This window comes from Arminella tubonensis (genome assembly GCF_003240585.1).
Lineage (GTDB): Bacteria > Pseudomonadota > Alphaproteobacteria > Rhizobiales > Rhizobiaceae > Rhizobium > Rhizobium tubonense.
On the sequence record NZ_PCDP01000001.1, the window covers coordinates 578,222 to 603,891 of the forward strand.

Genomic DNA, 25,670 nt, shown 5'->3' on the forward strand with positions numbered 1-25,670 from the left:
CGATGTCCGCTTGCCCTCGCCCTCAGGCGCTTGCCGCAGCCTTGGTCTTCGGCTTCAGCAGGATGATGAGAAGCAAGCCGGCGATGATGAGTGCCGCGCCTTCGAGGTGATAGCGTTGCAACTGCTCGCCGAGGATCAGATAGGCGAGCACGGCGATGAAGATGGTCTGGATGTAGAGGAGGACGCCGGCCCGCGCCGCGCCCAGGGCCTCGATGCTGCGATTGAAGAGGTAGTACATGATTGCGCCGCCGGGGATCGCGACATAGGCGAGCGCGATGAGCCCGCTGCCGTTGAGCGTCGAGCGCTCATCTAGGAATAGCTCGAACAGGTAGAAGGGCAGCGCCGTCAGCACCGCCGCACCGAGCAGCAGCACTAGGAGCGCCAGGCGATTCATATCGAATTTCGCCCGGCGGAGCAGGACGGTATAGAGACTGAAGCAGAACGCGCCGGCGACGATCCACAATTCACCGGGATTGAGGTCGAGCCGCAGCAGCGCGGCCGGACTGCCCTTGATGATGATGACCACGATCCCGAGAAAGGCCAGGATCGATCCGATCACCTGCCAGCGTCCCATCGGCTCGGACAGAACCAGACGGGCAAGGATCATGGTGATGATCGGGATCAGGGCGATGATGATGCCGGCGGTGGTGGCATCGGCATGTTCGAGGCCAACAAATATCATGCCCTGGCAGATCGCCAGCCCCATGCCGCCAATGACAAGGAGTTCGAGGGCGCGAGCCCGCGCCAGCACGACCATGTCGCCGAAATGCCGACGCACGATCGGCATCAGGATAGCCCAGGCGATCAGAACGCGCCAGAAACAGAGCGCCCAGGGCGGCATCTCGGAAGAGACCCATTTCGCCGCGATATAGACGCCGGCGGACAGCAGCCAGCAGAGAACGCCCACGGAATAGGCGGCTGCAAGTGAACTGCCCGCCGCCTGTTCCGTCCCGACTGTGTCACGATGGACCGCCAAGACATTCATTGCCATGGCTCAGTTATGCCACAGTTCCCGTGAGCTGCACAGATGAAGCGCGGCGCTCCGCCTGTGGTGAGAACCCACATCGGCCCCGAGTGCTACGATGCGGCAGCCATCCAGATGATTTCCCAAACATTACCATCCGGGTCTTCATAGCTGCGCCCATACATGAAGCCGTGATCTTGCTTCGGATTGGGATCGGCGACGCCTCCATTGGCAGCGGCAATATCGACGATGCTGTCGACATCGGCGCGATTATCGACAGTCGTAGCGAGGAGCGCGGCGCTAGTTTTGTGCGCGTCGGCGATGGGCCGCTGGGTGAATGACTTGTACTTATCATGAGTCAGCAGCATCACGTAAATTGTCTCGGAGAATACCATGCATGAGGCCGTTTCATCCGAGAATTGCGGGTTTTTGGTGCCACCAACGGCCTCATAGAAGGCTGTTGATTTGGAAATATCGCTTACCGGCAGGTTCACAAAAATCATCTTTGTCATCGGTTCCACCTATCGCGTCGTTATGAGTACTAGTCCGTCTAGTACCCGAATTTTACTAGCATTCGGGTACGGTACTGTCTAGTACTAAGCTCGATGGGAATGGAAATCGACAATGAGAGCAGGTCAGCCCGTAAGGATCGCGAAATCATAAAAGCGGCCACGGCGGCGTTTGTCAGCAAGGGATATGACGGAACCAGCATGGAGGAAATCGCCACCAACGCGGCGGTCTCCAAACAGACGGTCTATAAGCATTTCACGGACAAGGAGACGCTCTTTACCGAAGTTGTCCGATCCACCGCTGTCCGGACCAACGATGTCATCGAACTGGTGGCGACGCTGCTCTCCGAAGATTGCTTCATGAAGGGTGGCCTGCATCAGCTGGCTCGACGTTTGGTGACGATGCTGCTGGATGAAGAGTTGTTGAAGCTGCGGCGCCTCATCATCGCCAATGCAGATCGAATGCCCCAACTTGGCCGCGACTGGTACGAAAAAGGCTTCGAGCGGATGTTGGCAACTATGGCGTCGTGCTTTCAGAAGCTTGCGGCCCGGGACCTGCTCGAGGTTCCTGACCCCTATCTGGCAGCCAGCCATTTCTTTGGCATGCTTCTTTGGATTCCCATGAACGAAGCCATGTTTACCGGAAACAGCAACCCGCGCTCGAAAACTGAGCTTGAACGGCACGCAGATGCATCGGTCGAGGCATTTCTGGTGGCCTACGGGAAACGGCCGAAACAACCGCGCTGAACAGCATTGGGCCAGGCTGCTGACAGAATCTGGCAGCAGAAGCCCCTAGTGTTTACCGCTCGGCCCTCGTCAAAAACCCAATGGAGTTACCTATGATCACGTGGATTCGTAGTGCGGCGATCGCATCCGGAAAACTACCTGATGCCTTTGCCTTCGTTAAAAGCGCAGCAAAGCTGATTGAAGAAAAGCACAACATAAAGATCACGGCCAGTCGACCGCTTGCCGGAAATCCGACCAGGGTATTCTGGTATTCCACGCATGACGACTTGCAGGCGTATGAACGCGAACATCAGAAGATCAATACCGATCCCGAGTTTCAGAAGATGCTGGGAGGGGCCAGTGACTGCTTTATTGCGGGTACAACCCACGATGAGATCCTGCAGACGATCTAATCGCTATGTTGAGACCACTTCCCCCAGAGGGAGGAAGAGCGCCTCATCCGGCCTTCGGCCACCTTCTCCCCGAGGGGAGAAGGTGAAAAGAGATGAACTAGGCCACCGTTACCGGGACCTCGGTCGAGGTGCGCAGGGCGTGGCTGTAGGGGCAGACGATGTGGGCGGCGGCGGCGAGCTTTTCGGCTTCGGCCTTGTCCATACCAGGGATGTGAACCGACAGCGAAACCTCGATACCGAAGCCGCCGCCATCTTCGCGCGGGCCGACGCCGACCGTTGCCGTGACCTTCGTGTCTTCCGGGACCTTGATCTTCTGCTGTCCGGCGACAAATTTCAAAGCACCAAGGAAGCAGGCGGAATAACCGGCGGCGAACAGCTGCTCGGGGTTGGTGCCGGTTGCGCCATCGCCGCCGAGTTCCTTCGGAACCGTCAGCGTTACGTCGAGCACGCCGTTTTCGGATGCGGCATGGCCTGCACGGCCGCCGGTGGCGGATGCTTTGGTGGTGTAGAGAATAGGCATGTCCAAGCTCCTTTTTTCGTTTGGATGATCTTGTGTATCGCACAATTTAATTGTGCGCAATATGATTTTGTCGTTTGCTTTTGAAAATTGAAGCTGGAACACTTATCTCTTGGTTGAATGGCAGGACGAGATGACTGACAAGGATGTGAAGCTGACAATACCGGAAGAGGAAAAGCGGCTGGAGCGGCAGCTCTGCTTCGCCGTCTATGCGACGGCGCATGCCTTTACCCGTGCTTATAAGCCAATCCTCGATCGCGTCGGGCTCACTTATCCGCAATATCTCGTGATGCTGGTGCTCTGGGAGAAAAGACGGCTGCCGGTCAAGGCAATCGGCGAGCAGCTCGATCTCGATTCGGGCACGCTGTCGCCGCTGCTGAAGCGCCTGGAGCAGAACGGCCTGATCGGGCGGACCCGTGACCCGAGGGACGAACGTCAGGTCATCGTCTCGCTGACCGAAACCGGCAGCGCAATGAAGAGCGAGGTCGACGGGATCATGACTGCGATCGGCGATGCGGCCGGTTGCAGCATGGAGGAAATGGGGAGCCTGCGCGAACGGCTGCACCAGCTACGGTCGAATTTGACCGCAGCCGTGTGAGCTGCGGTCTAGGGCAATTCCGGCAAAAGTGCGCAGCGGTTTTGCGTCCGGAATTGCGTAAAAATAAGCCGTCTACTGGATGACGACGATGCGGGCCTTGCTCGGAACACGATCATAGAGATCGATGACGTCCTGGTTCAGCATGCGGATGCAGCCGGAGGATACGGCCTTGCCGATCGAGCGCCAATCCGGATTGCCGTGGAGGCGATAGAACGTGTCCTGATTGCCCTGGAAGATATAGAGGGCACGAGCGCCGAGCGGGTTCTTGAGACCCGGGTCCATTCCGCCATTGTCGATCGAATATTTGACCAGTTCGGGCTGGCGGGCGACCATTTCGTTCGGCGGATTCCAGCGCGGCCACTTCTGGCGCCACTGGATGACGCCCTCGCCCTGCCAGGCAAAGCCCTCACGGCCCACGCCGATGCCATAGCGCATCGCGGTGCCACCGCCGCTTTCGACGAGGTAGAGGAAGCGCGTCCGCGTGTCGACGACGACCGTGCCGGCGGGCTGGCCTGTCGTATTGGCGACGCGCTGGCGATAGAACTGGGGGTCGATCTGCTGGTAGGGTATGGCAGGGAGGAGAAAGCCGTTGTCTTCCTGCGGCGCGTATATGACGGCCGGGTCCGGCTGTTCGCCCAACCCACCGCCAAACAGGCCGGAGCCGAACAGACCTCCGCCCACGGGGCCTGTGTAGTATGGGTCGCGGTATTCCACGGTCTGCATGCCCGGGCCGGCCGACGATGCGCAGCCGGCGAGCGTCGACGCGGCGCCGATGCCTGCGAAGGCCAAAAACTTGCGGCGAGAAAGAGAGGAGGGCAGATTCATCTGGCATCATTCCATGGTGCGCGGGCGGCGGGATTGTCGAAAACGGCAGCGAGCCGAATCAGTTCCCGCAATTGAAGAACGCCAAGGCTTAATGCCAACTTAAAGGGCTGGAACGAGCACCGCTATCACGCAGATGCAACATCACGCAAATTTGTGGCGATTGCGTAATCGCCTGGGCCGAATTCGGCGCAGGGGCAAAATTATGCAACAGTCGGAACCCGCGTCAGCGGCCGTTACATCACCACGATTGCCGATCTTGCCGGAACGCGATTGTAGAGATCGATGACATCCTGGTTCAGCATGCGCACGCAGCCGGAGGAGGTCGGTTTGCCGATCGACTGCCAGTCGGGCGTTCCGTGGACGCGATAGAGCGTGTCCTTGCCATTGTTGTAGATATAGAGCGCGCGGGCGCCGAGTGGATTTGTCGGGCCCGGGTTCATGCCGCCGCGCTCAGCCGAAATCGGCCTGATCTCCGGCTCGCGGGCAACCATTTCGGACGGCGGCGTCCAGCGCGGCCATTTCTGCTTCCATTGGACGACGCCCCTGCCCGACCAGGCGTAGCCGGCGGAACCAAGGCCGACGCCATAGCGCATGGCCTTGCCGCCGGGCTCTACGAGATAGAGAAAATAGTTCCTGGTATCGACGACGATCGTGCCAGGCTTCTCCGTGGTGCGATAGCTGATTTCCTGGCGCAGGAAGCGTGGATCGATGCGCTTGTAGGGGACCGCCGGAAGCGTGAAATCGTCTTCGTTCAGCTGCCCGTACATCGCCTCGTGCACCGGGTTGGAGACCGGCAGGCCGTAGGTCTGGTGGAACTGCGTCTGGTAGAGATCGCGCACCTGCGGCACCGGCTGCACCGGCAGGCGCTTCACCTTGTCGGGATCGATCCCTTCCGGCCTGTAGAAGACCGGCGCGGTTTCGAGCACAAAGCGATCCGGATCGGTGGCGCCGGTATCGGGTATGATGCTGCAGCTCGCCAGATAGGCGACGCAGGAAAGGCCGGCGGCCAAAAGCAGAAGGCGGGAAAAGGACATATGATCAGCCATCATCGAAACCGCGTGAATACAGTTAGGTCGGGGCGATGATGGCAGTCACGGCTGGCGCGAGGCTGGCGTTCGGGAAGGAGGGGTGGCGTTGGTTTCGTCAAGAGCGCTCGGAGGATAATACGGATCACGCTTCGTCGTATATTTATTGAGAAAAGCACGGGCTATGCGGCACATATTATCCGGCTGGTTGTAAAGGCGCCGGGGAACGGTAATGTCGACAGTCCATCCGTCCAGGATCGTCTTGATATTGCAGCGTGGCATCTCCGCCATACAGCCGTATAGCGTAACGTTGCTTCCAACTGATTTTAGGAGCGCATTGGCGTCGTCTTCCCGAACGCAATAATCTGCCACTGGCACATCGGGAAACGAACTGCGGTTCCCCAAACCAATGCCGACAAATGACTGTCGTCGTTCTTCCTCGCTAGCGAAGACTGCTGGTTTTAACTCGGATGAAGCGGAGTCGAGGACGGTATCCAAGTCTGGATAATACGATTGATAGTGGCGTCCTGCGAGCCAGTCCAGCAAGGCATCGCCTGTAGTCCTTGTTCTTGATCTTGCTTGTACCGGCCAGTAAATAGCGCCATTTGTACCGATCTCGTTCACGAGATAAGCTCGCGGGACGACCAGTTTCCACTCCGTAAATTTGTCGCGGGCACCCGAATACCGGCCAGAAGGCCAGGCAGCGTTGCGCAGCAGAATCTCGTACGGTTCCACGCTCATGGACGCGCTGCCGCCGCTGCCAAATATCGATTGCGTCAGATGGTCGAACCCCGAAAGTACCATCCAACCCACGACGAGCAAAACAGCGACAGGTATCAGCGACAGTCGTCTGCACATGTTATCTCAAATCCGTTCGAGGTGCCTCCGCTAATGACATTTCAAAGCAAGCAGTGCGAGATATATTTTTAAATACAACCTTGATTTATTTTCTGCATGATTAAAGGCAATGGGTGAAGCTGTCCGACGCCGACCTTTCACCAGCTCAGTTTGCCGAAAACCGCTTCGTGCCCTTCAGGATCACCGGCTTGCTTGCTTTCGCATGATCTCATCCGAAAACCGCTTCGCACTTTTCGGGATCATGCTTTAAAACACCGTCCGACGGAGGATCGCATGGACGCTGACATTCTGGACCCGCAGGCTTTTGCCGCGACTGACCACGAGGCATGGCTGAAGCTGGTCGGCAAGGCGCTGAAGGGCGCGGATTTTGCCGAGACGCTGGTGTCGGCAACCGATGACGGTATCGCGATCCAGCCGCTTTACGCGCGCCGCGCCGATGCGACGCCGATGATGCGGCGTCGGCCGCTGGAGCCCTGGACCGTCACCCAGCGCATGGATGATCCCGACACGGAACGTGCCTTTGCGCAATTGGCCGATGACCGCGGCAATGGGGCGAGCGGCATCAGCCTGGTGATGAAGGATAGTCCTTCGGCGTTCGGGCTGGGGCTCGACGTCAGCGGTGTGCGGGACATCCCTGCTCGGCTTGCCGATGCATCTTCGGACAAGAATTTCTCGTTGCGAATCGAGGCCGGCTCGCATTCTGCCGAGCTGGCGGATCATGTCGTGGCGGCGATGGCCGGCACTGCGCATGCCGTCCACTTCGGTCTCGATCCGCTGTCAGCTGCCGCCCTTTCGGGAGGCGAGGCAGATCTTGGTCGGGCTGCCGACCGGTTCCGGCATCTTCAGGCCGTGGGCGTATCCGGCACCATTCTCAACGCCGATGGACGGCCGGTGCATAATGCCGGCGGGACGGAGGCGCAGGAATTGGCCATCGTGGCGGCGGCAGTCGCCGAATATCTGCGGGTGCTGGATGCGGACGGCATCGCTCCGGATACGATGCTTGGCGCGATCAGCCTTTGCCTTTCCGCCGACCAGGATCAGTTCGTGACCATCGCCAAGGCGCGGGCGGCGCGGCTGATCTTCGCGCGGCTCTCCGAGGCCTGTGGTTGCGATCCCTCGCTCTCGGCGCATCTGTTCATGGAAACCAGCTACCGCATGCTGACGCGGCTCGACCCGGAAACCAACATCCTGCGCAACACGATCGCGGTGTTTGCGGCCGGCACCGGCGGTGCCGACGAAATCTCGGTGCTGCCGTATACGCTCGCCCATGGCATCCCCGACCCGCTTGCCCGCCGCCTTGCCCGCAATACGCAAGTGGTGCTGATCGCCGAGAGCCATCTCGACCACGTCAACGATCCCGCGGCCGGTGCCGGCGGAGTCGAGGCGCTGACGGATGCGCTGGCGGAGACGGCGTGGGAGATTTTCGGCGATATCGAGCGTCGTGGCGGGCTTTCGGCGGCGATCGGGGATGGTTCGCTCAAGGCGATGATTGCTCGGTCGCGTGAAAAGCGTCCGAATAGACTGATCGTGGGGACGACGCTGTTTCCGGCCAAGGTCGAGCGGCCGGTGGAGGTGCTTGGGCCGCTGGTCGCGGTGGATGTCGCCGGGTTGAAGGCGGTGCGGCTGGATGAGGAGATGGGGATATGACGATTGGTTCGGAGCAAGGATACCCCCCTCTGTCACCTGCGGTGACATCTCCCCCACAAGGGGGGAGATTTGGAGGATGCCGCACTCGCCGCATATTGATCTCCCCCCTTGTGGGGGAGATGTCGGCACGGCCGACAGAGGGGGGTGCAGCAGCCTCGGCACCATCAATGGAGCGCCGGCCATGATCCCCGATTTCTCCGCCCTCCCCTGGTCGCGCCCGAAAGCCACCGCCGCCGAAATCGCCGCCGATCCGTGGCAGACCCCCGAGGGCATCGCGGTCAAGAGCGTCTATGGGGCGGCCGATCTCGAGGGGTTGAATTTCCTCGATAGCTATCCCGGTGCCGCACCCTTCATCCGCGGACCCTATCCGACGATGTATGTGCAGCAGCCCTGGACGATCCGGCAGTATGCCGGGTTTTCGACGGCGGAGGAGTCCAATGCCTTCTATCGGCGCAATCTGGCGGCCGGGCAAAAGGGGCTTTCCGTTGCCTTCGATCTGGCCACGCATCGCGGCTATGACAGCGACCATCCCCGGGTGGCCGGCGATGTCGGGATGGCGGGCGTGGCGATCGACAGCATTCTCGACATGCGCCAGCTGTTCGACGGCATACCGCTCGACGAGATGAGCGTGTCGATGACCATGAACGGCGCCGTGTTGCCGATCATGGCGCTGTTCATCGTCGCGGCGGAAGAACAGGGCGTTTCCGAGGACAAGCTTTCCGGCACGATCCAGAACGATATCCTCAAAGAATTCATGGTACGCAACACCTATATCTATCCGCCGCAGCCTTCGATGCGGATCATCTCCGACATCTTCAGCTATACCAGCCGGCGGATGCCGAAATTCAATTCGATCTCGATTTCCGGCTATCACATGCAGGAAGCCGGAGCGACGGCCGACCTTGAGCTTGCCTATACCATCGCCGACGGTATCGAATATGCCCGCGCCGGGGTTGCCGCCGGGCTTGATATCGACAGCTTTGCACCGCGGCTGTCGTTCTTCTGGGCGGTCGGCATGAATTTCTTCATGGAAGTCGCGAAGATGCGTGCGGCGCGGCTGATCTGGGCGGCGCTGATAAAGAAGAACTTCGCGCCCAAGGACCCGAAATCGCTGGCGCTGCGCACCCATAGCCAGACCTCCGGCTGGTCGCTGACGGCGCAGGATCCGATGAACAACATCATCCGCACGATGGTCGAGGCGATGGCCGCGACGCAGGGGCACACCCAGTCGCTGCACACCAATTCCTTCGACGAGGCGCTGGCGCTGCCGACCGACCACTCGGCCCGGATCGCCCGCAACACGCAGATCATGTTGCAGAGGGAATCCGGCACTTCGCGGACCATCGATCCCTGGGGCGGCTCCGCCTATGTCGAGAGATTGACGCATGATCTTGCCGCCCGGGCGCTCAGCCATATCGAGGAAATCGAGACACTGGGCGGCATGGCGAAGGCGATCGAAAAGGGCATTCCGAAGCTTCGGATCGAAGAGGCAGCGGCAAGGACGCAGGCGCGCATCGACAGCGGGCACCAGATCGTCGTCGGCATCAACTTCGCCAGGCCGGAGACGGATATCGAGGTCGATGTGCTGAAGGTCGACAATTCCGAGGTCCGCGCACGGCAACTATCGAAGCTGCAGCAGTTGAAGGGCACGCGCGAGACATCCGCCGTCGAGAATGCGCTGGATGCGCTGACCGCCGCCGCTCGGGACGGCACCGGCAACCTGCTGGAATTTGCGATCAAGGCGGCACGCGCCCGGGCAACGGTCGGCGAGATTTCGCTGGCGATGGAGAAGGCCTTCGGCCGCCACGTTGCCGAGGTGAAGACGATCTCCGGTGTTTATCGCGCCGAGGTCGGCAGCAACGATCCCGTGTTCAACAAGGCGGTGGCGAAGGTCGAGGAATTCCTTCGAAAACGCGGTGAGAAGCCTCGCATCCTCGTCGCCAAGATGGGCCAGGACGGCCATGATCGCGGCCAGAAGGTCATCGCCACGGCATTCGCCGATCTCGGCTTCGACGTCGTCGTCGGCGCCATGTTCCAGACGCCGGAGGAGGTCGCCGACCTGGCTGTGCGCGAAGGCGTCGATGTCGTCGGCGCATCGTCGCTTGCGGCCGGCCATCTGACGCTGGTGCCGGAACTGAAAGAGGCGCTCGCCCGCCGCGGCGCCCACAAGACGCTGATCGCCGTCGGCGGCGTCATTCCACCCCAGGATTTTCCCGCAGTCGAAGCTGCCGGAGCCGACGCAATCTTCCCGCCCGGCACCGTGATTGCAGAGGCGGCGAGTGCGCTGATAGACAAACTGATGGGGTAGCCTTTCTAAGCCGCCACGCTTTTGAAAAACTGGATGCTCTGTTCGATCTCGGCGGGGAGTGCTGAGAAGTGGTTGCCGGGGAGCATGGCGACGTCGATGTTGACGCCGGCGGCGCGGGCGCGCTTGGCGACCAGGCCAAGGCGCGTGACGAAGTGCGTTTCTCCCGTGCCGTGCATCAGCTTGATCGGGCATTTGAAACTGTGGGCGTAGCAGACCGCCGAGCGCATCTCGAATTCGTGCGGGTTCTTGTCGTTGAAGCGGATATCCTGGGGATAGCGATCGAAGAAGGCGAATGCATCGGGATCACCGGAGATCGGGGCTGCGGCGCGGAAACGTTTGGTCGACATTGCGGCCAGCATCGCCAGCGTGCCGCCTATGCTGTGACCTGCGATGAACATGCGGTGTGGATCGACGCCCGGCAGGTGCCGTAGCCGATCCGACGCTGCCAGGACGTCGAAAACCTCGTCGTAGAAGCCGGAGAAATTGCCCTTCTGGCCGTTCTCGCCTCGCATCGACGGGATCATCACCACATAGCCGGCGTCGATATAGGGCTTCATCAGCAGCCAGTGGCCCTGGCCGATCGCATTGCCGCCGTGCAGGAAGAGGACGGCCGGGCGCGATTTCGTCTTCCGGTCGTAGCGCGATACCCAGGCGACAAGCTCCAGTTCGCCACCATAGCCGGTCTTGTAGAAGATCTGATCGGCCTGCGGCGGGGCAACGAGCGGTTCGAAAGTATCGGGCGCTGGGCCCTTGTTCAAAAGGTCGGTGCGGAATTTGCGGCGTTCGTGTGCGTAATCGCCGGTCAACTGGATGGGATCGGGGTGGGCATCCGCTGCCGATGCGACCGCGGGAACTGCTGCGGCAGCCGTAACAGGCGCGGCGCTTGTGATTTTCGGCAGCAGCAGGGACGCGGCAAAGCCGCCCAGCAACATGCGACGGGTCGGACGATACGCTTTTACTTCAGGCATTCTGCATGCTCCGTCCATGAACACCCGGCGAGCAAAACTCTCGCACAGGATGAAAGTCAGCGCCAACTCACATTGTGGTGAGGAATCAGGCTGTTTCTAATATTCGGCAGAGGGAGCCTTTGCGTCAATCATCGCCACCAAGGTTTCCAGCCGATCGGCCTCATAAGGCGGCTTATCCGGCCTCAGGCGGGCAATTCGCGGGAAACGCATGGCCACGCCTGATTTGTGCCTGGTCGAGCGGTTGATGCCTTCGAACGCCACTTCGACGACGAAGCCGAAATCGCGCTCCGCCCGGACCGCGCGCACTGGGCCGAAGCGTTCGGTCGTGTTGTTGCGGACAAACTTGTCGAGCACCTCGAGTTCCGCGTCGGTGAAGCCGAAATAGGCCTTGCCGACGGGGACCAACTGTTCGCCCTCCGGCGTCGTCGACCAGACGCCGAAGGTGAAATCCGAATAGTAGCTCGAGCGCTTGCCGTGGCCACGCTGCGCGTACATCAGCACGGCATCGACGTTGAACGGATTGCGCTTCCACTTGAACCAGGGTCCCTTCAGGCGTCCGGCCTGATAGGGGCTGTCGCGGCGCTTGATCATGACGCCTTCGATGACAGGATCAGGTGGTGCCGAGCGCAGCTTGTCCAGCTCGTCCCAGGACGAGAAATCGACCAGCGGCGACAGGTCGAAGCGGTCGTGCGGGGCTGTGTCGATGATCTCCGACAGGCGGCCGCGGCGATCGATGAAGCCGCGTGCCCGCACATCCTCCTCGCCGTCGAAAAGCAGGTCGTAGGCGCGGATGAAGGCGGGGTATTCCTCCAGCATTTTCGCGTTGACGGTCTTGCGGTTCAGGCGCTGCTGCAGGTCGGAGAATGTTCGCGTCGGGCTGTTGGAGCGCGTGGTTCCGCCGATCAGCAGTTCGCCGTCGACCACCCCTTCGAAGGTGATCGCATCGACGATATCGGGAAAGGCGCCGGAGATATCGTCGCCGGAGCGCGAATAGATCTTTGCCGTCGATCCCGAACGCGACAGCTGGACGCGGATGCCGTCCCATTTCCATTCGGCGGCAAAATCGGCGGGAGCGAGACCGTCCAGATCGCCCGGCTCGACAGGATTGGCGAGCATGACCGAGTGGAAGATGGCAGGCGTCGCCAGCACGGGCCGGTCGCCCCTGCCCTCCAGCCACTGGAATAACGTCTCGTAAGGCGGCTGCAGCCCGTGCCACAGGGTCTCGATCTCGGTGACGTCCTTGCCGGACAGCTCAGCCAGCGCCTGCTTGGCAAGACGCGCGGACACGCCGATCCGCATCGCCCCCGTCGCCAGCTTGATGAAAGCGAAGCGTCCGGACGGATCGAGCCGGTCGAGCATCTGGCGGACGTAGGCGCGGACCTCGGTGCGGCCAAGCGCGTTCATCTCGGTGATGACCTCGGCCAATCCTGGCTGAGTGCTACCCGCGCGCTCGATGTCGACCTCGTTGTCCCAGACCAGCGAAATCGTCTCGGCGAGATCGCCGACATAGTCATAGGAATATCGAAACAGTACCTCGTCCATCCGCTCGAGCACGAGATCGCGCAGCATGGCCGGCTTGACGTCCCGGACCTCCAGCGTCCCCGCGATCGCGGCCAGGCCATAGCCGCGATCAGGGTCCGGCGTATCGCGGAAGTAATCCGTCAGCAGCCTGAGCTTACCGTTGCGGCTTGGTGTCAGGACCAGGCGATCGAGGAGGTCTGCAAAGGCTTTCATGCCGCTCCTCCCCTGATGTCTCCTTCTCCCCTCGGGGAGAAGGTGCCCAAAGGGCGGATGAGGGGGCGGCGCGGCGGAAACGGTGACGGTCGTGCCAAGTCCTTCCGGTCGTCGCTATCGCTCCTCCACCCCCTCATCTGCCCTAACGGGCATCTTCTCCCCGCTGGGGAGAAGGGGGAGGATGCCGCCGCCGACGTGCTTTCCCGCTCGCTTCCCATCAATCCCCCTCGTCCTCATAGCCGACCAGATGCAGGGGCTTGGCCTTGATGCCCTGGAGTTCGCACCAGCGGACCAGCGCCTCCTCGCGACCGTGGGTTACCCAGACTTCGCCCGGTTTCAGCTCCGAGATGGTTTCGATCAGTTCCGGCCAGTCGCAATGGTCCGATATGACCAGTGGCAGCTCTACGCCGCGTTGCTTGGCGCGTTGGCGGACCATCATCCAGCCGGAAGCGAAGGCTGCGACCGGGTCGTGGAAGCGCCGCGCCCAGCGATCGGCGAAGGCAGATGGAGGGCCGACGACGACCGCGCCATGGAACATGGTCTGGTCGCCACGGCTTTCGATCGTCGCCGGCAGCAGTTCGCCAAGCTCGATGCCCTGGCTGATGTAGTATTCGCAAAGCTTCGTCAGCGCGCCGTGGATGTAGATCGGCTTGTCGTAGCCCGCGTCGCGCAGGAGGCGAATGACCCGCTGCGCCTTGCCAAGCGCATAGGCGCCGACCATGTGCGTGCGCTCGGGGAATTGCTTCAGCGAGGCGAGCAGGCGCCGCGTTTCCGCCATCGGGTCGGGGTGATGAAACACCGGCAGGCCGAAGGTCGCCTCTGATATGAAGACGTCGCAAGGCACCGGCACATAGGCGGCGCAGGTAGGATCGGGGCGGCGCTTGTAATCACCGGAGACGACGATGCGCATGCCGTCTTTTTCGATGGCGATCTGGGCGGAGCCGAGTACATGGCCTGCCGGATGAAAGCTCACCCTGACGCCATTGATGTCGATCTCCTCGCCGAAGGCCGCCGCCTGTTCGGCGCCGGCAAAGTCATCGCCGTAGCGCAGCCGCATGATGTCGAGGGTCTGGCGGGTGGCGAGCACATGCCGGTGGCCCGATCTTGCGTGGTCGGAATGGCCATGGGTCACCAGTGCGCGGTCGACCGGACGCACGGGATCGACGTAAAATCCGCCAAGCGGACAGAAGAGCCCTTCGGGGGCTGGATAAAGCAACGCGTCAGGCCTCATCCGAGCCAAGATAGCGGCATTTCCGTCGAGGGCCAGAGCGGGACTGTTTTTACTGTTGCGAGCGGTTCTTTAATTCGATTGTAGTGGGCTCCGGCTAATCTTAGGGGCCGCTCGGTGCGCAATGATCCTGGATAACGGAATTCAAGCTGCAAAACGGTGGGCACGACTGATCAAGCGCGATGTCATTGCGCTCTGGCTGGCCGCCAGGGATCGGCGGACGCCAACATCGGCAAAGATTGTCGCCGGCGCTGTTGCCGCATACGCACTTTCGCCCATCGACCTGATACCGGATTTTATTCCGATCATCGGATATCTCGATGACCTGCTCATCGTTCCGCTCGGCATTCTGCTTGCCGTGCGCCTCGTGCCGCCGGTGCTGATGGCCGAGTTTCGCGGTCTTGCCTCGCAGCAGGAGGGCCGTCCCGTCAGTCGAGCAGGATTGCTGGTGATCGTTGGAATCTGGATTGCCGTGGCAGGCATCGCTGGCTGGTATGTCTGGCCGAAGGCCAGGCACCTGATGATGTGAGGATATCGCAACGAGCGCCTGGAAGCCGCCGGGACGCTCACGCCCGGCTTGCCAGCATCTTGCGCTCTTGCAGCAGGCGTTCGATCGCGTCGGGCGCGACCGGCCTCGATATGAGGTAGCCCTGGGCTTCGTCGCAAAGGCTTTCGCGCAGGAATTCCAGCTGCTCGTCAGTCTCGACGCCCTCGGCGACGACGGAGAGCTTCAGTTTGCGGGCGAGCGAGATCACTGCCGAGGCGATGGCAACGGTGGTGTCGTCGCGCGGCAGGGCATCGACCAGCGACCGGTCCATTTTCAGCCGGTTGAAGGGAAACGTCTTCAACGCCGAGAGGCTGGAATAGCCTGTGCCGAAATCATCGATGGACAGGCGAACGCCCAAGGCCTTCAGCGCCTGCATGACCGAAAGCGCGCGGGGCGCATCGTCCATCAATGTGCTCTCGGTGAGTTCCAGTTCCAGCCATTGCGGCTCGAGGCCACTCGCCTGGAGCGCCTCGACGACGTGCTCGGCCAGTGCCGGATCTCCGAACTGCTTTGCCGAGACGTTGACGGCGACGATCATCGGCGGCAGGCCCAGATCCTGCCAGGACTTGTTTTGACGGCAGGCTTCGTTGAGTACGAAAAGGCCGAGCGGAATGATCATCCCGGTATCTTCTGCGAGCGGTATGAACTGGCTTGGCGGCAACAGGCCCAGCGTCGGATGACGCCAGCGCACCAGCGCCTCGGTCCCGACGATCCTACCGGATGCGAGCTCGATCTGCGGCTGATAGTCGACGAAGAGCTGGTTCGCCGCGATCGCGTAGCGAAGTTCCTCCTCTTCGCTGAGCGGCACGGATTTACGGGTGTCTTGCTGGCGCGTGTAATGTTGCATCGTGTTGCGGCCGAGGTTCTTCGCCCGGTACATCGCGGCATCGGCGTTGGCGAGAAGCTCCTCCTGGGTGTGCCCATCATCAGGGAAGGACGCGACGCCGATGCTGCTGGTAACGACGATATCGCACCCCTGGATCTTCAGGGGTCGGGCGATCACCCTCTTGAGCTCGCGCAGACGGCGGATGATCCCGGCATCATGGCTTGCCTGGTGCACGAGAACCACGAGAAACTCATCGCCGCCGAGACGGACGACGATATCGGAGGCGCGCACGCAATTGACCATGCGCGCGGAAATCTCCTTCAGCACGTCATCGCCGGCGGCGTGACCGCGGCCGTCGTTGATGTCCTTGAAATTGTCGAGGTCGATATAGGCGACGGTAACCCTGCGATTGTGGCGCCGCGCCTGAAACAGGATCCTTGCCATCTGATCCTTGAGGAAAGCGCGGTTGGGCAATCCCGTCAGGTCGTCGTGATGCGCCATGAAATAGATGCGGTCCTCGGCGCGTTTGCGCTCGATGGCGATGCCGGCGATATGGGTCGCCACAGCCACCATCTCCAGCTCGCTCTCCGTCGGCTCGCGGACCTGAGGCGAGTAGAGAGCGATGGTGCCGAGGACGTTGCGTTGGGCAGTCACGATCGGCGTCGACCAGCAGGATCGCAGATTGAATTGGGAAACGACGCCGCGGAAGTCCTCCCACAGCGGGTCCGTCCGGATGTCGGAGACGATCACCCTTTCGCCACGCCACGCCGCCGTGCCGCAGGAACCGACCTTCGGACCGATAGCGACGCCGTCGATAAGCTTGTTGTAGGCCGCCGGCAGGTTTGGCGCTGCGCCACGGAAAAGATGGAGACCATCCGGGTCGAGCAGCAAGATAGAGCCGCTAATGCCCGATAGCTCCTCTTCAACCAGCAACACCAGCGCTTCGAGGATCGCTTCCAGCGGTTCGTTCTTGGCAATCATTTCCAGGATCTCCGCCTGGCGGCGACGCAATTGTTCCTGGCGCTTGCGCTCGGTGATATCCCGGGAGATGCCGATGAGGCCGATGATCTCATTCCGGTCGTTTCGCAGGGGCATCTTGGATGTCAGTCGGCAGGTCATCTCTCCGTCGCCGACGGGAGGAATCCAGTCCTCCACGTCGAGCCGCGGTTCGCCCGTCGCGATAATTTCCTGTTCGATCCGCATGAATTCCACCGCCTTCTCATGCCTCCACAGCTCGAAGTCGGTCTTGCCGACAAGTGTCGTGGGGTCGTCGACGCCCACACTTCGGGCGGTCGCGGAGTTTGCATACAAGAAGCGGCTGGAGCGGTCCTTGATGTAGAAAAAGTCTGGAAGCTCGTGGACGGCTGCGCGGAACCTGAGGTCGTCGATGCGGCTTACGACATCATGGGCGCCAAAGGCCAGCAGCGCCTGCGTCACCGCCTGCAGCCGTTCAGCGTCCGTGCCTTGACTGGCCAGGGGTGGCTTCGCCAGCAATCGCAGAGTGCTTTTCTTTCGCATGATACGCACTTCTCTAACGTCGCCATCAACCAGCAGAGAACGGAAAAATTGAATATAATTTGCTTATACAACCATTTTCCTTCGACTGGCTTAACTGGAAAGGTAAAGGGAGCATCAAACGCTCGGCAAAAATGCCTAATTTACCGGATGCGCGGTTCGCCGACGTCCCATAACGGCACAATCTGCGCGGCATGATTCCTGCATGCACATCGGGGTAGATCGGAGTTGAACATGCTCACCCGCCGCCAGATCATCGCCGCCCTGACAGGCGCTGCCGCAGCCGCGACCCTTGCCCCGCGGGTCTTTGCGGCGCCACTTGCAAAGGTCGCGTCGGCAGACATGCGCGGCGCCATTGATGCCGTCGCCTTCAAGGCGACGCCTGATGCGACCGACAATGGCAGCCGCAAGCTCCAGGCGATGATCGATGCGGCGGCGCGCGACAAGGCACCGGTCTTCCTGCCGCCCGGCACCTACACCGTCTCGAACCTTACCCTTCCCGACAATACGAGGCTGATCGGCGTGCCCGGCGCCACGCGGATCGTCTACGGCGGCGACGGCCACCTGATGGCAGCGACCGGCGCAAAGCGCATCCAGCTGACCGACCTCGTCATCGACGGCGCCAATCGCTGGCTTGCCGACTATGCGAGCGCCCTGCTGCAGTTTTCCGCTGTCGGCGAGGTTCTGCTCGACAATTGCGAGATCGCCGGCAGCCGGAAGCACGCGCTGCAGCTGGAGCGCAGCGGTGGGCGGATCGAGCGCAGCCGCATCTCCGGTGCGGCCGACGCCGGCATCTATGCCGTCCAGTCGACAGACCTCACGATCACCGGGAACCGCGTCGAGGATTGCGGCAATGGCGGCATCCTTGTCCACCGCTGGGAGAAGGGCGAGGACGGCACCATCGTCACCGGCAACCGCATCTCGAGGATTGGCGCCAACGACGGAGGCACGGGCCAGAACGGCAATGGCGTGAATGTCTTTCGTGCCAACAACGTCATGGTCAACAACAATCACATCTCCGACTGCGCCTTCACCGCCGTGAGGGCAAACTCCGCCTCAAACGTGCAGATCAGCGACAACCAGTGCCTGCGATCCGGCGAGACGGCGATCTTCTGCGAATTCGAGTTCGAGGGTGCCGTTGTCAGCGGCAACCTGATCAACGGCGCTGCCAACGGCATCTCGATCGCCAATTTCGACAAGGGCGGCCGGCTGGCCAGCGTCACCGGCAACGTCGTGCGCAACCTGTCGCTGAAGGCACCCTATGAGCAGGACGGCGGCTTCGGCATCGGCATTTCAGCCGAGGCCGACACGCTGATCGCCTCCAACGTCATCGAGAATGCCCCACTCTGGGGCCTGAAGCTCGGTTGGGGTCCCTATCTCCGAAACGTCGTCGCCACCGGCAACATCATCAGGCATTCCGGTGTCGGCTGTGCCGTCTCCGTGGCCGACGGCGCCGGCAGTGCTGTCATCTCGGACAATCTGTTCGAGGATGCGGCGAAGGGAGCGATCGTCGGCTTTCTCTGGGACAAGGCAGCGTCCGCTGATCTCGTCACCGCCAGCTCGTCATTTCGCAACCTGACGATCGAGCGCAACCGGCTCGGCTGACGCGACCCATCAAAAGCATTCATCACGATATCAACGCCGACCGCTTTCGTTTTAGCCGGCGATTGCATAGCGTCGTGCCGATAATAAAGGGGATGCAACAATGCTGACGATCTACGGCGTCTATCGCTCGCGCGCCTCGCGCAATTACTGGATGGCGGAGGAGCTTGGCATCGAGTTCAAGTCGGTACCCGTCATTCAAGCGTGGCGTCTCGACAATCCTCTCGCGAAAGACGCGCCGATCAATACGATGTCTCCTGAATTTGTCGCAATCAACCCGATGGGCCTGATCCCCGCGATCAAGGACGGCGACTTCGTGATGCATGAATCGCTTGCCATCAACCTCTACCTCGCCCGGAAATACGGCGGACCGCTTGCCGGCAAGACCGTCGAGGAAGGCGGATCGCTGATCATGTGGACGACCTTCGCCGCGACAACCCTGGAACCGCATACGATCAAGGTCGTGCTGACATACGATCACGGAAAGGAAAACAGCGAGGCCGGTCAGGCTGTAATCACGGCTGCCTGTCGTTCGCTGAAGCGCCCGCTCGACGTGCTCGAGCAGCATCTCGACGGTCGCGACTACATCGTTGGCGATGGCTTCACCGCGGCGGATATCAACCTTGCCGAAGTGCTTCGCTACGTGCAGTCGGAAAAGATGCTGTTCGACCACCGTCCCAATCTCAAGGCCTGGATCGACCGCTGCCAGTCGCGGGCCGGCTACAAGGCGATGCAGGCGACAAGGATGCAAGAAGCGGAGTAGGCGCTGCATTTATTTGTGCATGTCGTTATCCCAAAACCGCTGCGCACTTTTGGGCGACATGCATCAGGCAAAAATGCGCATGCTCTCCGCCATCTCGTCGCGGATCCAGTTCTTGAACGCGGTGACTTTCTTCGGCTCTCTCACGCCTTCGGGCGTCACGAAATAGTGGCCGAAGCCGGTACGGACGCGGATGCCGAAGGGGTCCACCAGCTGCCCGTGTTCCAGCGCGTAGGCGGCGAGCGTCTGCCAGGCGAGCATGACGCCCTGCCCGGCGATGACGGCGTCGAGGCAGAGAGACGCGTCGTTGAAGACATGGCGCGGCACCATGGTTGCACCGGACAGGCCGACCTCGCGCAACCAGACCTCCCAGGTAAACATCGCCGGCCCGTCGATGATGGCCGGAACGGCCAATATTTCCTCAGGCGACTTCAGCTTGCTGGCAATCGCCGGCGAACAGACCGGAAAGACTTCCTGCGCGAGAAGCAGCTCGGTTTTGACACCCGGCCATTTGCCTGCCCCGACGCGGATAGTGATGTCGACATCGGAACTTGAGGGATCGACGATCTGCATTGTCGCGTACATGCGCAGGCGAATATCCGGGTGGCAGGCCGAGAATCGATCAAGGCGATGGACGAGCCAGCGTGCCGCAAAGATCGGCGCCACCGATATGGTGAGGATCGTATCGTCCTGGCGCTGCGCCGCCGACACCGCCTGCGACAATATCTGGAAACCCTCGCCCAGCCGCGCCAGCACCGGCAAGCCCGCCTCGGTCGCCACCATGCCCTTCGGCGTGCGATCGAACAGCTTGCGGCCAAGCTGGGCTTCCGCCTTGATGATCTGCTGGCTGACTGCACCGATCGTCACGCCAAGCTCGTCCGCCGCTGCCTGAAGCGAGCCAAGACGGCCAACCGCTTCCAGTGCCCGCAGGCCGTTCAGATGCACGCTATTGAGGTTTTGCATATAGGATATCTATAGCGGCGGCCTTGCATTCTCAATTGAATTTTTTTGGTTCTGGCGCGATCTTGGCGGCATGAAACAGGTTTCGTTCCGGAATTGCCTCTCTTGTTGAGCTTCCCTGGGAACGGAGAAAGGAGGCAGCCATGTCGCTGCTGCAGATTTTCTTCAGGTCTATCAAATCCCCCGCCAATGCCGGCGAAGCCGATCCGCTGCTGCACCCTGACCTCGCGGCCATGTCGCTGCTGGAACTGGCGGATTTGCCGCTGATGCCCGAGAACCTTGGACGGGTGGACGCAGAACTCGCCACGGCCCCTCATCCGGCCTGTCGGCCACCTTCTCCCCGCTTGCGGGGCGAAGGGGATAGACGCGCCTTCTGTCGTCCCTGATCTTCGTGATTGATCGAAAGACCGCGACAAACGAGGTCGTCCCCTCTTGGAGGAAATGTCTGCGGCCGTATAATCCGGTCAAGACCACCGGGGGCGAACAACCATGACCAGCGCCGACATCGACACAGTCTTCGACCGCCTGCAGAGGCTGGCAACCGAGGCCGGCCTTCCCGAGGTCGAGATCGGGACGAACTATGGGACGCCGGCGCTCAAGGTCGGCGGAAAGGCGTTTGTTTCCGTCAAGAATGCCGAAACGATCGTGCTGGCGATCCCTATCGCCGACAAGGAGCCGCTCATCGAAATGGCGCCCGAGATCTACTATCAGACCGACCATTATCGCGGCTGGCCGTCGCTGCCGTTGCGGGCGGCGGTGATCGGCGACGACGAGCTCAAGCAAAGGCTCGCCGACGCGTGGCGGTTTCGGGCGCCGCGCAAGCTGAGGGCGAGCTTTGACTAGAGTTGATCAGGCCTTTTCCACCGCAAGCGCTCTTTGCACCGCCGGGCGGGTCAGCATGCGGTCGTGATGGGTGCTTACCTTCGGGAAACGGCTGCGATCGACGCCATCGCTGGCAAGCCACCGGGCCATCGTGAAGAGGTAGCCGTCGGCGACCGAATAGCTGTCGCCCATGACCCAGGGGCCGGCCAGCATCTTGTCCTCGATGATGGTGAAGCTGTCGCCCATCGTCTGGGGGACCTTGGATTTCATCGTCTCGATCGCGGCAGCATCGTCCGTCCAGCGTGCGCCGCGACGACCGTGCGCATGGTTCACATGCACGGTCGAGCAGAGATAATTGTTGAAAGCCTGCATGCGACCGAACGCGAAGAAGTCATCGAGTGGCGCCAGGCGTGCCGACGAGGCGACCTGGGCGATATAGGCGAGAATAGCCGGGGTTTCCGTCAGCGCGCCCCGTTCGGTCACCATTGCGGGGACGCGGCCCTTGGGGTTGATCGCCAGATATTCCGGCGTCAAATGCTCGGCCTTCGAGGTGTCCACCCGTTTCGGTTCATAAGCCATGCCGCCCTCTTCGAGTGCAATGAGACTGGCGAGCGCGCAGGTTCCCGGCGAAAAATATAATGTCAGCATGCTGATTCTTCTCTCCCTCTTACAAGCAACTTATAGCGCGTTCCCGGGGTGGCGGAAACGCGCTTGATGGAGAGATTATGGGCAGATGGAACCGGCGCATTGCGACCGGCCCCCTTTCGGTCATGCGCAGCCCGGGACCTCCGCCAGGCTATGCCAGACCGGGATGCCGCGTTCGCGGGCGATGCGGACATCGTTGTCTGCGCCCTTGCTCGCGCCTTCAAGCCTGAGCACGCCTTCGCAAAGCTGCAGCAGCCTGCCAGCCGTCGGATGAAATATCTCCTCGTAGAGGTCGTCGCCGACCGCCTTGCCACCGGCGGTGTGCCAGACCGGGAGCGCCACCCATTCGCCAATCATCGGCAGGTGGCCGGCCTGGAACAGGGCATAGGACGGCTCAGCCAGCCGGGCCAGGTTCTCAGCCATTTTTGAAGGGTCGTCGTTGGTGCCCGAGCGATAGGGGCCGGCAATCAAAATCAGCATGTCGTTTCTCCTTTTCTCCCGCCTCATGCGGGAATTTGCACGAATATGCGTTATTTTTCTTGATTGTCGAGTCTGATTCGATAATGTACTTGAAATCGCGCAATTTCATGCAGGAGCGTGCATGCTGACCAGTCAACGCCAAACGACGATCCTCGACATCCTGCGCCGGGACGGACAGGTGATCGCCAAGCGCGTCGCCGAGAGCCTCGATGTTTCGGAGGACACGATCCGGCGCGATCTCAGGGAAATGGCGGCGGAGGGATTGCTGAAGCGCGTTCACGGCGGCGCCATGCCGATCGCCCCTCCCCTGCCGGACTTTTCGGCCCGGCGAAATCTATCGTCGAACGAGAAACGGGAATTGGGGGCTTATGCCGCCGGCATGGTAAGGCCGGGCCAGACGATCTTTCTCGACGGCGGGACGACGACCGAGGAGATCGCCCGGCATCTGCCGCGGGATTTCGCCTTCACGCTCGTCACCCATAGCCCGACGATCGCCGGCGAACTCGAGCATCACCCGACGGCCGACGTGATCCTGATCGGCGGCTGGCTCTACAAGCATTCGATGGTGGCGACGGGTGCGGCGGCGATGGCGGCGATCTCGACGGTGCGGCCGGATATCTTCTTCCTCGGCGTTACCGCGATCCATCCCTCGCGCGGGCTATCCACGGGCAACTTCGAGGAGGCCGCGATCAAGCGACATATCGCGCAATGTTCCGACCAGACCTTTGTAGCGGTGACGCAGGAGAAGCTCGACGCCGTGTCCCCATGCCACATCCTGCCGCTGGCGGCCATTTCAGGGATGATCGTGCCGCGCAGCCTTGGCGAGGACAGTCTCAAGCCCTACCGGAACGCCGGCGTGGCGATCCTGCCTGCGTGAAAGGCTGAAGCGATTTTCCGCCGGCCGCAACCCATCTTTCAGGCAGAAGGCTGCCGAGCAAGGACAGGATGAAAATGACAAGGGCGACATAAGAGGCGGTATCGTCGATGGTGCCGAACTGCAGGAGATAGATCGCCTGCGGCTGGATGCCTGCAATGGTCGCCGCCAGGCCCGTCAACCGGAGTTCCTCCGACAGGAACAGCGGGAACGCCGAGTTCTCCGATATTGCCAGCAAGACGGAATGAGCGGCGGCGAGAGCCACTAAGTAATGCAGAGGCCGCCATGGCCCGAAAGGTTCGCGTCCATTTTCCTCGAACGGCAGAGCCAGATAGGCACCGAAAGCTGCGAGAAAAAGCAGCGGCATCGGCAGCGCATCGAAGATCGCCTGGAACTGCAATTCGCCGTGCCAGATATTGGTGAACAGCATCGGAAATGGGCCGATCGCCACGAACCATACGGCCACGGCCGCGCACCAGAGAGGACTGAGCTTGAGGTAATTTATGCGGGCGACGGTGCAGACGAACAGGATGATGCCTGCCAGCCAAACACCGCCGGGCTTCACCGTCCCCGAGAGGAAATCGATGAGCGGCCCGCAGGAGCCGGCGCTCTTGGCGCAGCCGGAGCCCTGAACGATCGCCCAGCTGACGTAATCGAAATAGACCGCGAAGAACAGGAACCCCGCGATACTGACCAAACCCCACCAGATATAACGACCCGCGAACATGCCTCCACCTCATGACGGCCAAGACGAAATCACATGAGGGAAGAGTGTACGCAAACAGCTGAAATCCACATTAACGGCCCGCGGATTTTGCTGAATTATATTAGCAATAAGTTACATAAAGCCGGGAACGGCCTTTTTCGGGACAATCAGTTTGTCAGCGCTGAGGTGACCCTGATGTCGCCGACGTGGATGCCGTTCCAGTTCCTGAGGGACTTGTTGGCCATGGCCATAAGGCCTTCATGGACCTCCCCGCCCTTTTCGAAGAAGCGGGCAAGCGTTGCCATGACGACTGCCTCGGCGGCCCGTCCGGTGCCGTCATCGCATTTGAGCGCGATGGCGATGCCTTTTTCCGGGATAGCAGCGCAGAAGACGCCTTCGGCGCCGGTCTTGGCGAAGATTCGGCCGGGAGCGAGCTGCATTAGCGCCGTGCAGGCGCGGCCGGTACCGGCGACATAAAAGGGCTCGGCCATGCAAGCTTCGAACAGCCGGCGCGAGGCCTTGGCACGCAATGGCTCAAGGCCGGCGCCGGTCGCCATTTTGGCAAAGCCATGGGCGAGGCTCTTGAGCGGGACCGCGTAATTGGGGATCGAGCAACCGTCCGTGCCGCAGTTGTCGACGCCGAGTGCTGTGCCGGTCAGGCTCTGCATCGTGTCGCGGATCTGCTGTTGCAGCGGATGATCGTAGCCGACATAGCCCTTGGGATCGATGTCCTGGTGGCAGCAGGCGCAGACGAAGCCCGAATGCTTGCCGGAGCAATTGTTGTGAAGGGCAGTCGGCTTGTCGATGGTGCGGGCCTGGTGGATCACCGTGTTCTGGTCGAACGACCAATGGGCGCCGCATTCGAGCGCATCCACATTGCGCCCGGCGCGGGCGAGCATCGAAGCGGCGAGCGCCACGTGCTCATCCTGCCCGCTATGCGACGAGCAGGCGAGCGCCAACTCCTTGTTTCCAAAGCCGTAAGCATCCGCAGCGCCGCTCTCGACCAGCGGCAGAGCCTGCATGGCCTTGCAGGCCGAGCGCGGGAAAACGGCGGCATCGACATCCCCGAGCGAGAAGACCAGCTTGCCATCGCCATCGACTACAGCAACCGAGGCACTATGCCGGCTCTCGACGAGGTTTCCGCGGGTGACTTCGACACAGACAGGATTGGACATGCAGGCGCTCTCTCAAAGATTTGGTCTGGGCATTGATAGCGGGTGGGTGATGGATTGCCAACTGTTTGGCGTTGCCGAGCGCAGGCGCGCGCGATGACGACAGATGAGATAGGTATGAAGAGTTACTCGCGAAAAGGTTGATCGATGGCACTCGAAACTAGGGTATGGGATCCATCAAACATCTGGATAGTCCCGAAGCGATCAGGGCCTATCTAAAAGCGGCTTTCGAAGACGGAGATTCCGCTTTGACGATTGGAGCATGTGGAGGCTTACCCCCCTCTGTCACTGCGTGACATCTCCCCCACAAGGGGGGAGATCGTTCTTTTCCCACGCACGGTCCGCAGCTGTCAGGGGCGCAGAGACGTTGCGGTCAAACTCCCCCCTTGTGGGGGAGATGTCGGCGTCGCCGACAGAGGGGGTTTCTGCCAGGACTTCGGA

At 61.3% G+C, this 25,670-nt stretch carries 26 protein-coding genes; 11 read left to right on the top strand and 15 right to left on the bottom strand.

Annotated elements, in window-relative coordinates; all coding sequences use genetic code 11:
- Positions 1–22: 22 nt before the first annotated feature.
- Both CPY51_RS03000 and CPY51_RS03005 read right to left on the bottom strand, forming a co-directional pair.
- Complete coding sequence (locus tag CPY51_RS03000; protein WP_111158536.1) at positions 23–991, bottom strand: DMT family transporter; 969 nt, start codon at positions 989–991, stop codon at positions 23–25.
- 86 nt (positions 992–1,077) lie between these two features.
- Positions 1,078–1,476: a VOC family protein gene (locus CPY51_RS03005; protein WP_111158537.1), complete on the bottom strand. Its 399-nt coding sequence runs from the start codon at positions 1,474–1,476 to the stop codon at positions 1,078–1,080.
- Positions 1,477–1,575: 99 nt separating this feature from the next.
- On the opposite strand from CPY51_RS03005, the gene CPY51_RS03010 reads away from it, so the two are divergent.
- Together CPY51_RS03010 and CPY51_RS03015 are read left to right on the top strand one after the other, a co-directional pair.
- On the top strand, positions 1,576–2,220 hold the full coding sequence (locus CPY51_RS03010; RefSeq protein ID WP_111158538.1) for a TetR/AcrR family transcriptional regulator: 645 nt from the start codon (positions 1,576–1,578) through the stop codon (positions 2,218–2,220).
- 92 nt (positions 2,221–2,312) lie between these two features.
- Entirely contained in the window at positions 2,313–2,612 is a 300-nt protein-coding gene (locus tag CPY51_RS03015; RefSeq protein ID WP_111158539.1) for an NIPSNAP family protein, read from the top strand.
- A gap of 97 nt (positions 2,613–2,709) precedes the next feature.
- Here the strand turns inward: CPY51_RS03015 and CPY51_RS03020 are convergent, their stop codons facing one another.
- Positions 2,710–3,132, bottom strand: coding sequence for an organic hydroperoxide resistance protein (locus CPY51_RS03020; RefSeq protein WP_111158540.1), 423 nt, complete (start codon positions 3,130–3,132; stop codon positions 2,710–2,712).
- 130 nt (positions 3,133–3,262) lie between these two features.
- On the opposite strand from CPY51_RS03020, the gene CPY51_RS03025 reads away from it, so the two are divergent.
- Entirely contained in the window at positions 3,263–3,727 is a 465-nt protein-coding gene (locus CPY51_RS03025) for a MarR family winged helix-turn-helix transcriptional regulator (protein WP_111158654.1), read from the top strand.
- A gap of 72 nt (positions 3,728–3,799) precedes the next feature.
- Here the strand turns inward: CPY51_RS03025 and CPY51_RS03030 are convergent, their stop codons facing one another.
- The 3 genes from CPY51_RS03030 to CPY51_RS03040 all read right to left on the bottom strand — a co-directional run bounded on the left by CPY51_RS03030 (position 3,800) and on the right by CPY51_RS03040 (position 6,435).
- Positions 3,800–4,552, bottom strand: a complete 753-nt coding sequence (locus tag CPY51_RS03030) for a L,D-transpeptidase (RefSeq protein WP_111158541.1) — start codon at positions 4,550–4,552, stop codon at positions 3,800–3,802.
- 233 nt (positions 4,553–4,785) lie between these two features.
- The gene (locus tag CPY51_RS03035) at positions 4,786–5,586 is read right to left on the bottom strand and encodes a L,D-transpeptidase (protein ID WP_111158655.1); all 801 of its coding nucleotides are present in this window, start codon (positions 5,584–5,586) and stop codon (positions 4,786–4,788) included.
- A 57-nt stretch (positions 5,587–5,643) separates the two neighbouring features.
- Complete coding sequence (locus CPY51_RS03040) at positions 5,644–6,435, bottom strand: hypothetical protein (protein ID WP_111158542.1); 792 nt, start codon at positions 6,433–6,435, stop codon at positions 5,644–5,646.
- Between the two features lie 273 nt (positions 6,436–6,708).
- Here CPY51_RS03040 and CPY51_RS03045 point away from each other — a divergent pair, with 273 nt between their 5' ends.
- Together CPY51_RS03045 and scpA are read left to right on the top strand one after the other, a co-directional pair.
- Positions 6,709–8,082, top strand: coding sequence for a methylmalonyl-CoA mutase family protein (locus CPY51_RS03045; protein ID WP_111158543.1), 1,374 nt, complete (start codon positions 6,709–6,711; stop codon positions 8,080–8,082).
- Positions 8,083–8,263: 181 nt separating this feature from the next.
- A complete protein-coding gene (scpA, locus tag CPY51_RS03055) occupies positions 8,264–10,390 on the top strand; it encodes a methylmalonyl-CoA mutase (RefSeq protein ID WP_111158545.1) in 2,127 nt (708 codons plus the stop codon).
- A gap of 5 nt (positions 10,391–10,395) precedes the next feature.
- Here scpA and CPY51_RS03060 read toward each other — a convergent pair whose 3' ends face one another.
- From CPY51_RS03060 to CPY51_RS03070, 3 genes are all read right to left on the bottom strand, one after another.
- Entirely contained in the window at positions 10,396–11,358 is a 963-nt protein-coding gene (locus CPY51_RS03060; RefSeq protein ID WP_111158546.1) for an alpha/beta hydrolase family protein, read from the bottom strand.
- A gap of 96 nt (positions 11,359–11,454) precedes the next feature.
- Positions 11,455–13,092, bottom strand: coding sequence for a cisplatin damage response ATP-dependent DNA ligase (locus CPY51_RS03065; RefSeq protein ID WP_111158547.1), 1,638 nt, complete (start codon positions 13,090–13,092; stop codon positions 11,455–11,457).
- 217 nt (positions 13,093–13,309) lie between these two features.
- Positions 13,310–14,323, bottom strand: a complete 1,014-nt coding sequence (locus tag CPY51_RS03070; protein ID WP_111158548.1) for a ligase-associated DNA damage response exonuclease — start codon at positions 14,321–14,323, stop codon at positions 13,310–13,312.
- Between the two features lie 121 nt (positions 14,324–14,444).
- Here CPY51_RS03070 and CPY51_RS03075 point away from each other — a divergent pair, with 121 nt between their 5' ends.
- The gene (locus tag CPY51_RS03075) at positions 14,445–14,849 is read left to right on the top strand and encodes a YkvA family protein (RefSeq protein ID WP_111158549.1); all 405 of its coding nucleotides are present in this window, start codon (positions 14,445–14,447) and stop codon (positions 14,847–14,849) included.
- Between the two features lie 37 nt (positions 14,850–14,886).
- On the opposite strand, the gene CPY51_RS03080 is transcribed toward CPY51_RS03075, so the two are convergent.
- Positions 14,887–17,211 (bottom strand): sensor domain-containing protein, encoded by a 2,325-nt coding sequence (locus CPY51_RS03080; protein WP_111158550.1) that lies wholly within the window; start codon positions 17,209–17,211, stop codon positions 14,887–14,889.
- 231 nt (positions 17,212–17,442) lie between these two features.
- On the opposite strand from CPY51_RS03080, the gene CPY51_RS03085 reads away from it, so the two are divergent.
- A complete protein-coding gene (locus tag CPY51_RS03085; RefSeq protein WP_111158551.1) occupies positions 17,443–18,813 on the top strand; it encodes a TIGR03808 family TAT-translocated repetitive protein in 1,371 nt (456 codons plus the stop codon).
- A gap of 100 nt (positions 18,814–18,913) precedes the next feature.
- Positions 18,914–19,573 (top strand): glutathione S-transferase family protein, encoded by a 660-nt coding sequence (locus tag CPY51_RS03090; protein ID WP_111158552.1) that lies wholly within the window; start codon positions 18,914–18,916, stop codon positions 19,571–19,573.
- 63 nt (positions 19,574–19,636) lie between these two features.
- Here the strand turns inward: CPY51_RS03090 and CPY51_RS03095 are convergent, their stop codons facing one another.
- A complete protein-coding gene (locus CPY51_RS03095; protein WP_111158553.1) occupies positions 19,637–20,533 on the bottom strand; it encodes a LysR substrate-binding domain-containing protein in 897 nt (298 codons plus the stop codon).
- A 140-nt stretch (positions 20,534–20,673) separates the two neighbouring features.
- Here CPY51_RS03095 and CPY51_RS03100 point away from each other — a divergent pair, with 140 nt between their 5' ends.
- Both CPY51_RS03100 and CPY51_RS03105 read left to right on the top strand, forming a co-directional pair.
- Positions 20,674–20,916, top strand: a complete 243-nt coding sequence (locus tag CPY51_RS03100) for a hypothetical protein (protein WP_111158554.1) — start codon at positions 20,674–20,676, stop codon at positions 20,914–20,916.
- Between the two features lie 103 nt (positions 20,917–21,019).
- The gene (locus CPY51_RS03105) at positions 21,020–21,373 is read left to right on the top strand and encodes an MmcQ/YjbR family DNA-binding protein (protein ID WP_111158555.1); all 354 of its coding nucleotides are present in this window, start codon (positions 21,020–21,022) and stop codon (positions 21,371–21,373) included.
- Positions 21,374–21,379: 6 nt separating this feature from the next.
- Here the strand turns inward: CPY51_RS03105 and CPY51_RS03110 are convergent, their stop codons facing one another.
- Positions 21,380–22,000 (bottom strand): glutathione S-transferase family protein, encoded by a 621-nt coding sequence (locus tag CPY51_RS03110; protein WP_111158556.1) that lies wholly within the window; start codon positions 21,998–22,000, stop codon positions 21,380–21,382.
- A 120-nt stretch (positions 22,001–22,120) separates the two neighbouring features.
- Complete coding sequence (locus CPY51_RS03115) at positions 22,121–22,477, bottom strand: DUF4406 domain-containing protein (protein WP_111158557.1); 357 nt, start codon at positions 22,475–22,477, stop codon at positions 22,121–22,123.
- A 121-nt stretch (positions 22,478–22,598) separates the two neighbouring features.
- On the opposite strand from CPY51_RS03115, the gene CPY51_RS03120 reads away from it, so the two are divergent.
- Positions 22,599–23,354 carry a DeoR/GlpR family DNA-binding transcription regulator gene (locus CPY51_RS03120; protein ID WP_111158558.1) on the top strand — a complete coding sequence of 252 codons (756 nt, stop codon included), beginning with the start codon at positions 22,599–22,601 and terminating at the stop codon, positions 23,352–23,354.
- Here CPY51_RS03120 and CPY51_RS03125 read toward each other — a convergent pair.
- Together CPY51_RS03125 and CPY51_RS03130 are read right to left on the bottom strand one after the other, a co-directional pair.
- Positions 23,311–24,078 (bottom strand): hypothetical protein, encoded by a 768-nt coding sequence (locus tag CPY51_RS03125; protein WP_111158559.1) that lies wholly within the window; start codon positions 24,076–24,078, stop codon positions 23,311–23,313. The genes CPY51_RS03120 and CPY51_RS03125 overlap by 44 nt on opposite strands.
- A gap of 146 nt (positions 24,079–24,224) precedes the next feature.
- A complete protein-coding gene (locus CPY51_RS03130) occupies positions 24,225–25,232 on the bottom strand; it encodes an asparaginase (protein WP_111158560.1) in 1,008 nt (335 codons plus the stop codon).
- Positions 25,233–25,670 lie beyond the last annotated feature (438 nt).